We start from the raw sequence: 14,411 nt of genomic DNA on the forward strand, positions 1-14,411 counted from the left end.
AGGACATCCCTATGAAGAAGCGATTTTCCGACGAACAGATCATCAGTATTCTCCGCGAGGCAGAAGCCGGTGTTTCAGCCCGGGAACTCTGCCGCAAGCATGCCATTTCAGACGCCACCTTTTACACCTGGCGCAAGAAGTTCGGCGGCATGGAGGTCCCCGAGGTGAAGCGGCTCAAGTCGCTTGAAGAGGATAACGCTCGTCTCAAGAAGCTGCTCGCTGAAGCCATGCTGGATAAGGAGGCGCTTCAGGTGGCTCTGGGCCGAAAGTTCTGACGACAGACCAGAAGCGGGAAGCCGTGGAGGCCATGTGTGAGGCAACGGGTCTGTCGCAACGCCGTGCCTGCAGGCTGGCCGGTCTGTCACTTTCAACCTGCCGTTATCCGGCCCAGCGTCCGGCTGCTGACGTGCAACTGTCTCTACGCATCACAGAACTGGCACTTGAACGCAGGCGATTTGGTTACCGGCGTATCTGGCAGTTATTGCGTCGGGAGGGCCTTCACGTCAACCACAAGCAGGTTTACCGCATCTATCACCTTAACGGTCTGGGTGTAAAACGCAGGTGCCGCCGTAAGGGTCTGGCGACTGAACGGCTTCCGCTTCTTCGCCCGGATGCGCCGAACCTGACCTGGTAGATGGATTTTGTCATGGATGCACTTGCCAGCGGCCGCCGGATTAAGTGCCTGACCTGTGTGGATGAATTTACGAAGGAGTGTCTGACGATCACCGCCGCTTTCGGGATTTCAGGTGTTCAGGTCGCGCGTATTCTGGACAGCATTGCGCTGTTTCGAGGATATCCTGCGACGATAAGAACCGATCAGGGCCCGGAATTTACCTGCCGCGCGCTGGATCAATGGGCCTTTGAACATAGTGTTGAGTTGCGCTTAATCCAGCCGGGCAAGCCAACTCAGAACGGATTTATTGAGAGTTTAAACGGTCGCTTTCGGGATGAATGCCTGAATGAGCACTGGTTCAGCGATGTTCTTCATGCCCGGAAAATCATTAATGAGTGGCGACAGGACTATAACGAGTCCAGACCTCATTCATCGCTGAATTACCAGACGCCATCTGAATTTGCAGCAGGCTGGCGAAACGGAAAACATGAAGAAAAATCAACCGACATTACTAACTGAAGGTTGTATCTAATACAGGGGGCAGGTCATTGCCTGTGGTGTATCGTCCGGATTTCACTACACGACTGACGAACGACGCAGCATAAGACAGCGGATTTTGGGGCTGACTATTTGGCCCCACCGTGAAGAATGGCCTGAAAAGGCGAGGCAAAGAAGAGGTGATTACTATGAAAATTCAATTTCAGACTAACAACGGCTTCCCGTTGCTGACAGTTGCAGACGAGCGCGTTTTAGATTTTCTGAACGTTAGCGCCGTGTGTCGTTTCCTGAAGGTTCCGCGCTCCTCATTCATGATGGACGTTGAACAAAACGGGCTTGAGAAGGCTATTAGTGAAGCGTTGTTGAAATTGAGAAAGAATAAAACATGAGAGCCGGGTTAATCCCGGCTTTTTTTGTTAACTTTGCTGAAGTCAAACAAATCATCGAACTTAATAATATCTATCCCGGCGATAGCGTAATTAACGCCTTTCATCCGTTCACCATGTTCATCATAAAGATTACGAATTGTCTCGAATTCCTCCGCTGTTATCTGCTCTTTAAGCAAGGCCTGCATGATGAGGTTTACTAATTTTGATATAGCTATTTGCGTTTCACCAGCAGAGTGTAGAAGAGCGTTGAATGGTTCCCAGGCTGGTTGTTTAATGGCAACGTTATAGTGACGAACTTTGACGAAACAGCTACCAATACAAAAGGTGTTTTCCGCCATATCTCTCAAGGAACCTTGAATCTGATAGTAGCTTTCTTGATCTACTTTTTGACCAGTCTTTGCGAGCGTGTCGATAAATGTCATTATGCGTGTAAGGTCAAAACGCATACGATTATAACGGCCCCTCGTAGCATCAATCTCATCTTTAAGCGCTATTGCAGAGGCGAAAGCTTGCTCCATTTTTCTCGTCTTCACAATCTCCTGAAGTTTAACCCCTCCGAAGATGACGCCGCCAACCACACTCAACGCTGTTACAGCATTCGAAGCGATAGAGATAATGTTATCCCATGCTTGTAAATCCATCACGACCTCTTTTTTTTATGCGGTAGTTGACGACATAAGAGCATTCTACATGGCACACATTGTGTCACTCAACCTGTCACACATAGACCAAAAGGGCCGCTTTTGCCGTTTACAAGACTTCCCGCTGGCATTACTATCCTGATCAGGGATTAATGAGGAGCATTAATCGCAAGCTTTTGATTTTTTTTATTTGACTCGGGGTGCCCTTCTTTGTGAAGGCTGAGAAATACCCGTATTACCTGATCTGGATAATGCCAGCGTAGGGAAGTCAGATGCCTTCCCGGTCATCGCTTCTTCACGCACGGCAGGAGCGATACCATGCAGCCTGACCTGCTCGATTTACACGTTTTACATCAGTTTCGAACCCGTTCCCCACTTACCCACTGTATGACCAACGATGTGGTACAGACCTTTACGGCCAATGTGTTACTGGCGCTTGGCGCTTCCCCGGCTATGGTGATTGAAGCCGAAGAGGCCGAGCAGTTTGCCGCGCTCGCAGATGCCCTGCTGATTAACGTCGGGACGCTGACGGCGCCGCGCGCCCAGTCGATGCGCCGGGCGATTGAGCGTGCAGTGGCAGCAGGGAAACCCTGGACGCTTGACCCGGTTGCCGTAGGGGCGCTGACGTTCCGCACCCGTTTTTGCCACCAAATCCTCGCCCTGAAACCGGCGGCCATTCGCGGCAATGCCTCGGAAATTCTCGCCCTTGCCGGGATGAGTGTGGGCGGGCGTGGCGTCGATACCACCGACACGGCGGCGTCTGCGCTGCCTGCCGCGCAGGCGCTGGCTCGCCAGACGAATGCCATTGTGGTGGTCACCGGTGAACGGGATTACGTCACCGATGGGCAGCGCACCCGCACGGTCGTGGGCGGTGACCCGATAATGACCCGCGTGGTGGGAACGGGATGCGCGCTCTCGGCAGTCGTGGCGGCGAGCTGCTCGCTTCCCGGTGACCGGCTGGATAACATCGCCGCCGCCTGCGGATGGATGAAACGTGCCGGATCGGCGGCCGTCGCCCGGTCTGGTGGTCCCGGCAGTTTTGCCAGTGCGTTCCTTGACGCGCTCTACACTCTGGAGGAACGGGCATGAATCGGATTAACGCCCTTACCATTGCCGGTACCGACCCAAGCGGCGGCGCGGGCATTCAGGCTGATTTGAAAACTTTCTCCGCACTCGGCGCATACGGCTGCTCGGTGATTACCGCGCTGGTGGCGCAAAATACGCGTGGCGTGCAGTCGGTTTACCGCATTGAGTCGGACTTTGTCGCCGCACAGCTGGATTCGGTTTTCAGCGATGTGCGAATCGACACCACCAAGATTGGGATGCTGGCCGAGACCGACATTGTTGAAGCGGTGGCAGAACGGCTTAAACGTTACCAGGTGCAAAACGTGGTGCTGGATACCGTGATGCTGGCAAAAAGCGGTGACCCGCTGCTGTCCGCCTCCGCCGTCGAGACGCTGCGAAATAAGCTGCTGCCGCAGGTTGCGCTTATCACGCCAAATCTGCCTGAAGCCGCTGCGCTGCTGGATGCGCCGCACGCGCAGAATGAGCGCGAAATGAAAGAGCAGGGGAATGCGCTCCTGGCGATGGGCTGCGGCGCCGTGCTGATGAAAGGTGGTCATCTTGATGATGAAGAAAGCCCTGACTGGTTGTTTACCCACGACGGTGCGCTGCGTTTCACGGCCCCGCGGGTACAGACCAAAAACACCCACGGGACCGGCTGCACACTCTCTGCCGCGCTGGCGGCTTTGCGCCCCCGTCGTGACAACTGGGGGGATACGGTCCGCGACGCTAAAATCTGGCTCTCTGAAGCGCTGGCAAAAGCCGATACTCTCGAGGTTGGTCACGGTATTGGTCCGGTACACCATTTTCATGCCTGGTGGTAAGCCGTATACTGGCAACACACACCAGGCCTGAGAAAAACAGAGATGGAACAAGCGCATACCCGGTTAATCGACCAACTGAATGAACGCATTGCCGCCCCGGACAACACGCCGCTGTATCTGAAATTTGCCGAAACGGTAAAAAACGCGGTACGCAACGGGGTGCTGGAGCATGGGAATATACTGCCCGGCGAGCGCGATCTCAGTCAGTTAACCGGCGTGTCGCGCATTACAGTGCGCAAAGCGATGCAGGCTCTGGAAGCCGAGGGCGTAGTGACGCGTGCCCGGGGCTACGGGACGCAAATCAATAACATCTTTGAATACTCGCTCAAGGAAGCGCGCGGTTTTTCTCAGCAGGTGGTGCTGCGCGGCAAAAAGCCCAACACGCTGTGGGTGAATAAACGGGTGGTGAAATGCCCGGAAGAGGTGGCCAGCCAGCTGTCAGTGCCGCCGGAGAGCGAGGTCTTTTTGCTTAAGCGCATCCGCTATGTGGATGATGATGCCGTATCGATTGAGGAGTCCTGGGTGCCGGTAGGGTTGATTCACGATCCGGATGCAATTGGGATTTCCCTGTATGACTACTTCCGTAGCCAGAATATCTTCCCGCAACGCACCCGCTCACGCGTCAGTGCCCGCATGCCGGACAGCGAGTTTCAGACGCATATCCGCATGGATGACAAAATCCCGGTGCTGGTGATCAAGCAGGTTGCACTTGATCAGCAGAACCGGCCCATTGAGTTTAGCATCAGCTACTGCCGTAGCGATTTATACGTCTTTGTGTGCGAGGAGTAACGCCTCGCGCCCTGGCGCGCAGTCGCCGCCGCGGTGGCTAACGACCCAGGCCGCCACTGCATTGCCAAGCGTAACGGCATCAGCCAGCGACCATCCTGCCGCCAGCCCGGCAAGCGTGCCACCGGCGTGGCTGTCGCCCGCACCGATCGTGTCGACGACGGTTGCGGGAAACGCCGGAACGTAGCCCGATTTATCACCCTCATACCAGGCGGCACCGTCTTTATCGTGGCGAATAATCAGCGCAGAACTAAACCGCTGTAGCCACTGCGGGCCGAGTGTTTCAGCTTCCATGCCAAATCGTCCCGCTGCCATCTCCGCTTCCTGGCGATTAAGCGATACCATCGGCTTACAGGCCATGATCCGCGCCATCAGCGCATCAGGAATATCGGCAATGCGCGGCCCAAAGTCGATAAACGCGGTAACGTTTTCCAGGCCTTCCAGCCAGTCCGTCAGGAGCTCTCCGCACGGTGACGCCAGCTGATAGCCTGAGAGGTAGACCAGGCTTTCAGGCGGCACGTGCAGCGCATCCAGCCAGCGCTGTTGCCACTGGTTCTCCACGCCGCTAAACGACATAAAGGTCCGCTCACCGTCCGGTTCGACCAGCGCCAGACACCAGCCGTTGTCGCCCGTTTCTACTTCAACGACGCTGTGCAGATCCTGTTTTGCCATGGCGTTACGGATGATGTCTGCCCACACTCCGTGGCCGACGGGGAGCGCGTTTTGCGCGGCGATCCCGAGCCGTTTCAGCGCAATAGCAATATTCAGTGCACAGCCGCCGATATTGACACCCTGTTGTTTGAGTTCGATATCACACCCGCGCCAGGGGAGGGCATAGGCGTCGGCGATCACGTCGATGACCGCGGCACCCAACACCGTGACCGGGCGAGTGGCGTGCAGTGTTTCAAGGCGTGCAGCAAAAGCACTCATACGCCCTCCCTTTGCTCCCGGAAGTGCAGCAGTTTTTCACAGTAGTGGTTAAAGTCGAGGCGGTTTACGGCGTCGAGTTCCTCCTTGTACGCCGGGTCAATCGCCTGTACGCCGTGAAGCGCACCGCAGATTGCCGTCGCCATCGCGCCGATGGTGTCCGTATCACCGCCGAGGTTGGCACACAAAATGGCGCAGCGGTTCGGGTCGGTGCCTGCCAGTTCGACCATCGCAATCGCCGCTGGAACCGACTCAAGCGTGCTGGTGCCCGCGCCAATAAGCTGGTAAACCTGCTCGCTGGCGGAATCGATGCCGTTGGCTTCACGCACGGTCTTAAGGGCGAGCTCAATCCGTGCCGCCAGCGATGCGCTGAAGGTGGTTGTTTTCGCTTCCTGTGCGTAGCGGGCAATACCTGGCAGGGCATCGACGATGTTCTGCCAGCGTTCACCGTCAATGGCACGCGACACTGCCCAGGCTATCACCACCGCGCCGGCAATCGCGAGGTCGGATTTATGGGTCGGGCTGGAGGCCAGCGCCACCTCTGCGACAAAGTGCTCCAGACGCGTGGCCGGCAGCAGGCAGCCCAGCGGAGAGGCGCGCATCGCCGCACCGTTGGTGACGCCGTTGTTTTCCAGTTCACTGACCGGCTTGCCGTCACGAATGGCGTTAAGCGCAATCTTCGATGTCGGACCTAACACATTCTTGTTAAACGCATCGAACGACTCCGCCCAGTGCAGAATATGTTTGCCGATAACATCCGCGTTGATCTGCCCGTCGCATTCGATAATCGCATCCGCCAGGCATAACGCCATTGACGTATCGTCGGTAAATTCTGCCTGCTTAAAATAGCAGGCGGCGTTATTTTCTGCCGGTCCGGGTAAAAAACGGTCGATCCAGCCGAAGTGCGCTTTGACGCGCTTTCTCGGCCAAAGCTCCGACGGCATGCCCATCGCATCCCCTAACGCTTGCCCGTAAAGGGCACCGAGAACACGTTCTTGTTTCATTTAACTTCCCCTCGTGTCAGCGCGGTATCGCCTTCAACCACCTCAATTGCGGTGATCTCTTTGTCCGATTCGCGGAAAAACAGCATAAACAGCACGGCGATCACGGCAATCATGATCCCTCCGAATGCCCACATTCCGGCCCAGTTGAAGGTCAACCCATTCACCGGCTCTTTGTATGCGAACATTTTTTCCATCATCACGCCGCCCAGGCGGTAACCTAACAGGCTACCAAACCCCTGACAGCACAGCGTAATCAGGCCTTGTGCGGCGGTGCGCATATGCACCGGCGCTTTTTTATCCACGTAGATATACGCGGTCACATAGTAGAAGTCGTAGCTCACGCCATGCAGCAAAATGCCGAGGAACAGCAGGGCATAGGTGAAGTACTGGTCGGCACCACCGTAAACAAAGAAGCCATAGCGGATGGCGGCGGTGAGCAGGCCCAGCAGCAAGACCTTCTTAATACCAAAGCGTTTGGTGAAGAACGGCAGCGCCAGCATAAAGAAGATTTCGGAGAACTGGCCGAGCGTCATCCAGCCGGTGGCGTTTTTCATCCCCACTTCGGTGAGATAGCCGTTGGCAAAGATGTAATAGAAGGCCAGCGGCATTGCGAACAGAAATGAGCAGAAGAAGAACACCAGGAAGTTTTTATCGCGCAGCAGGATCAGCGCATCCAGCCCCAGCATGACTTTGAAATCCATCTTGCCGGTACTCTTCGGCGGGGTGTTCGGCAGGAACAGCGCAAAGACACCGAGCAGGGCGGAGCTGCCCGCCGTCATCAGCAGCGGAATATTGGTATCGGAAATGTCGTTATAGCCCATCATCTGCGGCAGGAAACCGCACGCCAGTCCCGAGGCGATCCAGCCGAGGGTGCCCATCACGCGGATACGCGGGAAATCAGCCTCCACATCATCCACATTGGCGAAGGCAATACTGTTGGTCAGCGCAATGGTCGGCATATAGGTCAGGGAGTAAATCAGCAGCAGCGGGAAAAAGGTGCTGAACTGGGTTTGCTGTGCGGCGAAGTACATCACGATGGCACCGGCGAACATCAGTACGGCCAGTACTTTCTGCGCAGCGAAAAAGCGGTCGGTCAGTGAACCCACCAGAATGGGGGAGAGGATCGCGGCAATCGCGGTACAGGCATAAGACCAGCCAATTTCCCCGGCGGTAAAACCGCTTTTGCTCAGCCACAGCCACAGCGGTACAAACCACGCGCCCCAGATAAACCATTCAACAAACATCATGAATGACAGTTGGACTTTCGTTTTCATTGTTTAATCCTGCATGTCAGAGAGGGTACGCCTTTAACATACCACCTAATAATACCTTTTAAATACCTTTGCGGTGATTGTTTGATCAATGTAACAGTTTTGTTGTACACGAATCGAGCCAGCAGATTGTGCTGAAAAAAAATGCAAATGGTGGAAAATCTGTTAAGTCGGTACCAGGCTTAGTCTGCCCATAACGCTATGGGTCTGGATAAACACTCACCGACATCACGTCGGGCTTACGGGAGCATCACATGACTGATATTGCGCAGTTGCTTGGCAAAGACGCCGACAGCCTTTTACAGCATCGTTGTATGACCATTCCAGCCGACCAGCTTTATCTGCCTGGCCACGATTACGTCGACCGCGTGATGGTTGATAACAACCGTCCGCCTGCGGTACTGCGAAATATGCAGACCCTCTATAATACCGGGCGACTGGGGGGAACCGGGTATCTTTCTATTCTGCCGGTTGACCAGGGCGTTGAGCACTCCGCGGGCGCCTCCTTTGCGGCGAACCCGCTGTATTTCGATCCGAAGAACATCGTCGAACTGGCGATAGAAGCGGGCTGTAACTGCGTGGCGTCCACCTATGGCGTACTGGCCTCCGTATCGCGTCGCTATGCCCACCGCATTCCATTCCTCGTCAAACTGAATCACAACGAAACCCTGAGCTACCCGACCGAATACGATCAGACGCTTTACGCTAGCGTAGAGCAGGCGTTCAATATGGGTGCGGTCGCGGTTGGGGCGACGATCTACTTTGGTTCTGAGCAGTCGCGTCGCCAGATTGAAGAAATTTCTGCTGCCTTCGAACGCGCGCATGAGCTGGGTATGGTCACCGTTCTGTGGGCGTATCTGCGTAACTCCGCATTTAAGAAAGACGGAGTGGACTACCACGTTTCTGCCGACCTGACCGGCCAGGCGAACCATCTGGCGGCAACCATTGGTGCAGATATCGTGAAGCAGAAGATGGCGGAAAATAACGGCGGTTATAAAGCGGTAAACTTCGGTTACACCGATGACCGGGTCTACAGCAAACTGACCAGCGAAAACCCTATCGACCTGGTGCGTTATCAGCTGGCGAACTGCTATATGGGACGTGCCGGGTTAATTAACTCCGGTGGTGCGGCGGGGGGCGACACCGATCTCTCCGATGCGGTGCGCACGGCGGTTATCAATAAGCGCGCGGGCGGTATGGGGCTGATCCTGGGCCGTAAGGCGTTTAAAAAATCGATGGCTGACGGCGTGAAGCTGATCAATGCCGTGCAGGATGTGTACCTGGACAGCAAAGTGACTATCGCTTAAGACTTTTTGTAAAACGCTGGCCGGGTCAGGCGTTACCGCCGCCCGGCCACACTGTCAACGCAGAAGCTGGCAGTCCGGTGGCAGCCGGCACTGTAGCGCGCCCGGTAACACCTCAATGCGGAACTGCTTCCCGCTCAGCGGCTCCCCGTCAAGATTAAACGTCATGCCGTGTGGGGCATTCACTTCAAACCACGCGGATTTACCGGCAATAATATTCGGGCTCTCTTCTGGCTGGGTCAGGGTGGTAAACAGCGCAGGCAGCAAGCCATCACCCGTGAAAATACGCAGCTGTAACTGACCATCATTGATCAGCGCCTCCGGGCATAACTGCTGTCCGCCACCGGCCTGACGGCCATTGCCGATACCAATCACCAGCGCATCACCCTGCCACTGAAAGTTCTCGCCGTGAATCTCACAGCGGTCCGGCTTCAGGGTATCCATGCGCATCAGACCATGGATCAGATACGAGACGCCACCCAGCGCTGCCTTCAGCTTTTCAGGAGTTTCGCTGGTAATGCGCGTCCCGAATCCACCGGTCGCCATATTGATAAAACAGGTTTTTTCATTCACCTGAGCAATATCCACGTCGGTGGCTTTGCCGAGGATAGCCAGCTGCAGGGCTTTTCCCAGCTCTTCGGGGATTCCGGCGCTGGTGGCGAAATCGTTGGCCGTACCGAGCGGCAAAATGCCCATCACCGGGCGGTCGGTTGCGGGAAGATCTATCAGAGCGCCAGCAATTTCATTAATGGTGCCATCGCCCCCGCCAGAAATAATGGTTTCGACCCCGAGCTTCAGGCCTTCGTCGATATAGCGTGCCGCATCACCTTTTTCCCACGTCACTCGCACGTGTATACGCGCACCGTCTTCACGCAAATCCGTCACTGCCTGGCGCAACAAATCGTTGCCCGCACTTTTGCCATTGAGAATCAATAAACTGTCTGGATAGATTGCCATCCGCGCTGCTCCCTTTTTTAGCGTTAGTAAGAGTGTATAGCAGGGAGGAAAAAAGCGGGTAAGAACAGGATGAAAGGGAAAAAATAAGCCTGTGTAAAGGAGATTTTTCCCCCGTATAACGTAATCTGTGCCCGGTGTCGTTTACACTTTTTACGTCTGTCAATCACTGGGCTATTGCACTCAACGTTTGAGTCGCGACATTTGCCTTGTCTCTATTTTCAGCTGTTTACGCCAAATCCGATTATGTAGCGTTAGGGCGATTGAACGGTAAAAGAGTGATGTATTCATCCACACGACATTCATGCAGAAAAATCCCAACCCTAAAAAAGAGGTTATTTGCGGGGTGTAATTCTCAACAGAGCCGAATAAAAGTGAACTCCACGTCCAGATAAAATAAACGATGCTCATCAGTCCAGTCAGCGTGATAACGGAAATATGCGCTTTAAATCCAGCCAAGGACCCCCGAGCAGTCAGAAACATAGTACTCATCGCAATCATGCAATACGCCACTGCTGCAAGAAATACACCCATCATGACTTTAAATTCGGGTAAGCCGAGCAGGCGAAATAGTAATATCCAGACAGAAACTTGTAGCATGGCGTAGCAAAAAATGGCGAGTAACATACTGATAGACAAGGGAATTCCTGTCATATGTACACCTACAGGAACGCCAAACTGATCTTTTAAGCCATCTTTTAAAGACTCAAGCCGTTGGAGATCGTCAGTCGCCATTTGATTTGTGATCACAGTACTTAATGCCAGGCTCTTCTTGATGTATTTTATCATGCTCAGGTCAATAACTTCCTGTAAATGAAAAAGACTGGATCAAACCAAAAACGTATTTTCCAGATTGTGTAATATTCTGAGGATTCCTGATTGTACCCGAGACCGCACTTCCAACAAAAGCTGAGGAGTTGGAAATGGCATTCAACAGCTCACGCTGTAAGAGCAACTGCAGCGCTTCCGATGGGTAACGTTTAGGGTAAACCCCAGCTTTCATCGCTGCTTTAACACCTGAATTCGAGATGCCGGGATTTCGGATGCGAATAATTTCCTCCGTTAACCTCGTGCGGTCCGATCGGCTCATTTTTTGTAATAAAGAGAGTAAACTTTCAGACGTCGAGCGATTAAGAAGGCGGTAGGTCAATACCGCGCTTTTTAGACCCGCAGCGGCCCCAGCAAGTGAAATCGCATCCAGAGCGGTATTGGTTGCAGTATACCATTCCTGGGAATCCATCCACGCTACATAGTCATTATGATTCATGGCAATAAGTGACAAGCGGCCAAGCCCGTTCGCACACTGAATTCCTTTTGCCACACCACCGGCGACAATCACGGCAGCAACAGCACCTGAAGAGCCTGCGGTGAGAGGAATGGCCATACCTGCGCCAGCAGCAAGTACGACAGTGAGAATGGCGGCTCCGCAAGAAATTGCCGTAGAACCGATTTCAGTCGCCAATGAAGGTGACTGAATCGTAGTCGTTGCCTGAATGGCACTACTTGAGGAAGCATTTACTTTGGTGATGACTACATGGCTTACCGAGCTTTCGTTTGGTGTCGCAATCCGCCTTGAGGGCTTTACTAATTACTGACGCGCACCGTCTGAGTAGAGGATCCCAACCTGGCTAAAGTTTCGGCTACAGTCCAGGTGACTGGCAAAATCGTTGAAATTAATATCGCCGCCGGAGGCAAGGCCCAGACTGCGTGCGAGTTCGTAATCCGGAATGTCCTTTGAAAACTGACCGGGGAATGTCATGTCGTCTCTCCGTCCATGTGAAAACGTATTGTGCTAAGAAATCAAGAGTAAAGGGCATGCTATGGTCGGGAATTAGGAATGCTCTGAATAACACTCCCGCCTACCAGATCCAATAATAGTTGTGATGAATATCATAGGTCCGTCCGATTTTCATGAACGGTATTCCGGCATACGTTATCGCGAATACACACCCTTCATATGGTGGGTCTATGCAATTGCATTCTTATGCATTCTTAATAAGTGGACTGAATTGTACAAAAAAATAAGCCCGCGTAAGGGAGATTACGCAGGCTAAGGAGGTGGTTCCTGGTACAGCTAGCATTTATGGGTTATGTTTTTCAGCGGGGGGATAATACCCGTATTGAACGAAGCGGTATGTGATCCGATTCTAAGAATTATCCCAGCGCGAAAAAATTTCCCTGCTTGACTATTTACTGTGCGGGTTACGGGTACTTTCACCGTTGAAATTACGCATCAGCAGCGCAAACTCCAGCTCCACTTCTTCGGGTACCGGCAGCCAGACGGTATGGCCGTTGCCTGGCGCCACGTCAATTGCTTCGCCTTTACCGTTTTCCAGATGTTCCAGGGTGAAGTTCATGTTGCCCTGCGGGGTCATCAACTCCAGGCTGTCGCCTTTGGTGAATTTGTTCTTCACCGCCACGGCGGCCAGCGCACCTTTGCGCTCACCGGTAAAATCACCGACAAACTGCTGGCGCTCGGAAACGGAATAGCCGTGTTCGTAGTTCTGGTAATCGTCATGGGTGTGACGACGCAGGAAGCCTTCGGTATAACCGCGATGCGCCAGGCCTTCCAGGGTTTCCAGCAGGCTGGTATCGAACGGTTTGCCGGCAGCGGCATCGTCGATGGCTTTACGGTACACCTGAGCAGTACGCGCGCAGTAGTAGTAGGACTTGGTACGGCCTTCAATTTTCAGGGAATGTACGCCCATCTGCGTCAGACGCTCAACGTGCGCAATCGCACGCAGGTCTTTGGAGTTCATGATGTAAGTGCCATGCTCGTCTTCAAAGGCGGTCATGTACTCACCCGGACGTTTGGCCTCTTCAATCATGAACACGCTGTCAGTTGGCGCGCCGATGCCTAAGGTTGGCTCCACGTTGGTCACCGGGATAGGCTCATGTTTGTGGACGATATTGCCGATGTCGTCTTCTTTGCCTTCCTGAACGTTATATTCCCAGCGGCAGGCGTTGGTGCAGGTACCCTGGTTCGGGTCACGCTTGTTGATGTATCCCGAGAGCAGGCAACGACCGGAGTAGGCCATGCACAGCGCGCCGTGAACGAAGATTTCGATTTCCATATCCGGCACCTGCGTGCGGATCTCTTCAATCTCTTCCAGCGAAAGTTCACGAGACAGAATGACGCGGGTCAGCCCCATCTGTTTCCAGAATTTCACCGTTGCCCAGTTAACGGCGTTGGCCTGAACGGAGAGGTGAATATCCATCTCCGGGAAGTTCTCCCGAACCAGCATAATTAAACCCGGGTCCGACATGATCAGCGCGTCCGGTCCCATATCAACCACCGGCTTCAGATCGCGGATGAACGTTTTCAGCTTGGCGTTATGCGGCGCAATGTTGACCACCACGTAGAATTTTTTGCCCAGGGCATGTGCTTCGTTAATGCCGAGCTGCAGGTTCTCGTGGTTGAATTCATTGTTACGCACGCGCAGCGAGTAGCGCGGCTGGCCAGCATAGACGGCGTCAGCGCCATAGGCGAAAGCGTAACGCATATTTTGCAGCGTTCCCGCCGGGGAAAGGAGTTCCGGTTTAAACATGTTTGTTCTCGTTCTGATGACAGGTCAGATCCGCATGCACCAGGTGCAGCGGTAAGGGGAGATCCCCCACTTTAAGGGCGGGCATTGTAGCGCTGAGGGACAGGGAGGTAAAGCGCCGGGTCGTACCATCGCTAACCCGGCCGGAGGCGTGTCGTCAGGTATTGTCTTTTACCGTCTGGCTTGAACCGTTAGTTTTGACCGACGCGATGCCTTTATCTCGCGACTGTTCCGAGGCATACATCTGGCTGCTGCCAATAACCTGATGATTCCCGGCCTTCAGATTGAAGTGGAATTTACCGTTGGTGGCCACCTTCTTCTCATAACGTTCATCAGAAGGGCTATTGGTGCGAACGGAGGCGATACCGTTTTCGGCGGAATTTTTGGTGGTGTAAAGCTCACTGGTCAGGATCGTTTCTCCGTTTCCTGCTTTGAGAACAAACCTGAACTGACCATCACTGCTTTTGTTTAACTCGAACCAACCAGACATAGGAACTCCTTGAACGAAGTGGAATTATCTGCACCAGTTATCAATAAACGAACCGGTAATGTGAGTATGGTTGATTCTTCGTTGCTTTCCAGAAATGAAAAAC

The 14,411-nt window shown here is 53.8% G+C and carries 13 protein-coding genes, 2 pseudogenes and 1 riboswitch; of the genes and pseudogenes, 6 read left to right on the forward strand and 9 right to left on the reverse strand.

Translation table 11 applies throughout. From position 1 onward, the window contains the following. Positions 1–11: 11 nt before the first annotated feature. Together QE396_RS01885 and QE396_RS01890 are read left to right on the forward strand one after the other, a co-directional pair. Positions 12–1,132: pseudogene (locus QE396_RS01885) on the forward strand (IS3 family transposase). A 167-nt stretch (positions 1,133–1,299) separates the two neighbouring features. Further along, positions 1,300–1,500, forward strand: coding sequence for a hypothetical protein (locus QE396_RS01890; RefSeq protein ID WP_020883232.1), 201 nt, complete (start codon positions 1,300–1,302; stop codon positions 1,498–1,500). An 8-nt stretch (positions 1,501–1,508) separates the two neighbouring features. On the opposite strand, the gene QE396_RS01895 is transcribed toward QE396_RS01890, so the two are convergent. Further along, positions 1,509–2,141, reverse strand: coding sequence for a hypothetical protein (locus QE396_RS01895; protein ID WP_020883233.1), 633 nt, complete (start codon positions 2,139–2,141; stop codon positions 1,509–1,511). 186 nt (positions 2,142–2,327) lie between these two features. Beyond that, positions 2,328–2,424: riboswitch (TPP riboswitch) on the forward strand. Positions 2,425–2,459: 35 nt separating this feature from the next. Here QE396_RS01895 and thiM point away from each other — a divergent pair. The 3 genes from thiM to QE396_RS01910 are packed head-to-tail and all read left to right on the forward strand — an operon-like array spanning position 2,460 to position 4,816. After that, complete coding sequence (gene thiM, locus QE396_RS01900; RefSeq protein ID WP_020883234.1) at positions 2,460–3,230, forward strand: hydroxyethylthiazole kinase; 771 nt, start codon at positions 2,460–2,462, stop codon at positions 3,228–3,230. Next, positions 3,227–4,027: a bifunctional hydroxymethylpyrimidine kinase/phosphomethylpyrimidine kinase gene (gene thiD / locus QE396_RS01905; protein ID WP_020883235.1), complete on the forward strand. Its 801-nt coding sequence runs from the start codon at positions 3,227–3,229 to the stop codon at positions 4,025–4,027. Before thiM ends, thiD begins: the two co-directional genes overlap by 4 nt. A gap of 42 nt (positions 4,028–4,069) precedes the next feature. Next, complete coding sequence (locus QE396_RS01910) at positions 4,070–4,816, forward strand: GntR family transcriptional regulator (protein WP_014170861.1); 747 nt, start codon at positions 4,070–4,072, stop codon at positions 4,814–4,816. Here QE396_RS01910 and QE396_RS01915 read toward each other — a convergent pair. The 3 genes from QE396_RS01915 to QE396_RS01925 are packed head-to-tail and all read right to left on the reverse strand — an operon-like array spanning position 4,790 to position 8,018. Continuing rightward, positions 4,790–5,743 (reverse strand): PfkB family carbohydrate kinase, encoded by a 954-nt coding sequence (locus QE396_RS01915; RefSeq protein WP_020883236.1) that lies wholly within the window; start codon positions 5,741–5,743, stop codon positions 4,790–4,792. The two genes, QE396_RS01910 and QE396_RS01915, sit on opposite strands and share 27 nt — an antisense overlap. Beyond that, positions 5,740–6,744, reverse strand: a complete 1,005-nt coding sequence (locus QE396_RS01920; RefSeq protein ID WP_020883237.1) for an ADP-ribosylglycohydrolase family protein — start codon at positions 6,742–6,744, stop codon at positions 5,740–5,742. Before QE396_RS01920 ends, QE396_RS01915 begins: the two co-directional genes overlap by 4 nt. After that, complete coding sequence (locus tag QE396_RS01925) at positions 6,741–8,018, reverse strand: nucleoside permease (protein WP_020883238.1); 1,278 nt, start codon at positions 8,016–8,018, stop codon at positions 6,741–6,743. The genes QE396_RS01920 and QE396_RS01925 overlap by 4 nt, the downstream gene beginning before the upstream one ends. A gap of 251 nt (positions 8,019–8,269) precedes the next feature. Between QE396_RS01925 and fbaB the strand changes: the two genes are divergently transcribed. Next, positions 8,270–9,322: a class I fructose-bisphosphate aldolase gene (gene fbaB / locus QE396_RS01930; RefSeq protein ID WP_014170857.1), complete on the forward strand. Its 1,053-nt coding sequence runs from the start codon at positions 8,270–8,272 to the stop codon at positions 9,320–9,322. 54 nt (positions 9,323–9,376) lie between these two features. Here the strand turns inward: fbaB and yegS are convergent, their stop codons facing one another. The 5 genes and pseudogenes from yegS to QE396_RS01960 all read right to left on the reverse strand — a co-directional run bounded on the left by yegS (position 9,377) and on the right by QE396_RS01960 (position 14,308). Beyond that, the gene (gene yegS / locus QE396_RS01935) at positions 9,377–10,276 is read right to left on the reverse strand and encodes a lipid kinase YegS (protein WP_020883239.1); all 900 of its coding nucleotides are present in this window, start codon (positions 10,274–10,276) and stop codon (positions 9,377–9,379) included. Between the two features lie 180 nt (positions 10,277–10,456). After that, positions 10,457–11,062 (reverse strand): hypothetical protein, encoded by a 606-nt coding sequence (locus QE396_RS01940; protein ID WP_020883240.1) that lies wholly within the window; start codon positions 11,060–11,062, stop codon positions 10,457–10,459. 7 nt (positions 11,063–11,069) lie between these two features. Beyond that, a pseudogene (locus QE396_RS23460) lies at positions 11,070–12,032 on the reverse strand (hypothetical protein). Positions 12,033–12,459: 427 nt separating this feature from the next. Then, positions 12,460–13,821 carry a tRNA 5-hydroxyuridine modification protein YegQ gene (yegQ, locus tag QE396_RS01955; protein ID WP_014170855.1) on the reverse strand — a complete coding sequence of 454 codons (1,362 nt, stop codon included), beginning with the start codon at positions 13,819–13,821 and terminating at the stop codon, positions 12,460–12,462. A gap of 154 nt (positions 13,822–13,975) precedes the next feature. Next, the gene (locus QE396_RS01960; protein WP_014170853.1) at positions 13,976–14,308 is read right to left on the reverse strand and encodes a YegP family protein; all 333 of its coding nucleotides are present in this window, start codon (positions 14,306–14,308) and stop codon (positions 13,976–13,978) included. Positions 14,309–14,411: the final 103 nt, after the last annotated feature.

Origin of the sequence: Enterobacter sp. SORGH_AS_0287 (assembly GCF_031453695.1) — a bacterium.
Taxonomy (GTDB): domain Bacteria; phylum Pseudomonadota; class Gammaproteobacteria; order Enterobacterales; family Enterobacteriaceae; genus Enterobacter; species Enterobacter ludwigii.

Coding starts and splice junctions, on each gene's coding strand:
- QE396_RS01890 (WP_020883232.1), top strand. CDS start 1,300: ATGAAAATTCAATTTCAGACTAACAACGGCTTCCCGTTGCTGACAGTT.
- QE396_RS01895 (WP_020883233.1), bottom strand. CDS start 2,141: ATGGATTTACAAGCATGGGATAACATTATCTCTATCGCTTCGAATGCT.
- thiM (WP_020883234.1), top strand. CDS start 2,460: ATGCAGCCTGACCTGCTCGATTTACACGTTTTACATCAGTTTCGAACC.
- thiD (WP_020883235.1), top strand. CDS start 3,227: ATGAATCGGATTAACGCCCTTACCATTGCCGGTACCGACCCAAGCGGC.
- QE396_RS01910 (WP_014170861.1), top strand. CDS start 4,070: ATGGAACAAGCGCATACCCGGTTAATCGACCAACTGAATGAACGCATT.
- QE396_RS01915 (WP_020883236.1), bottom strand. CDS start 5,743: ATGAGTGCTTTTGCTGCACGCCTTGAAACACTGCACGCCACTCGCCCG.
- QE396_RS01920 (WP_020883237.1), bottom strand. CDS start 6,744: ATGAAACAAGAACGTGTTCTCGGTGCCCTTTACGGGCAAGCGTTAGGG.
- QE396_RS01925 (WP_020883238.1), bottom strand. CDS start 8,018: ATGAAAACGAAAGTCCAACTGTCATTCATGATGTTTGTTGAATGGTTT.
- fbaB (WP_014170857.1), top strand. CDS start 8,270: ATGACTGATATTGCGCAGTTGCTTGGCAAAGACGCCGACAGCCTTTTA.
- yegS (WP_020883239.1), bottom strand. CDS start 10,276: ATGGCAATCTATCCAGACAGTTTATTGATTCTCAATGGCAAAAGTGCG.
- QE396_RS01940 (WP_020883240.1), bottom strand. CDS start 11,062: ATGATAAAATACATCAAGAAGAGCCTGGCATTAAGTACTGTGATCACA.
- yegQ (WP_014170855.1), bottom strand. CDS start 13,821: ATGTTTAAACCGGAACTCCTTTCCCCGGCGGGAACGCTGCAAAATATG.
- QE396_RS01960 (WP_014170853.1), bottom strand. CDS start 14,308: ATGTCTGGTTGGTTCGAGTTAAACAAAAGCAGTGATGGTCAGTTCAGG.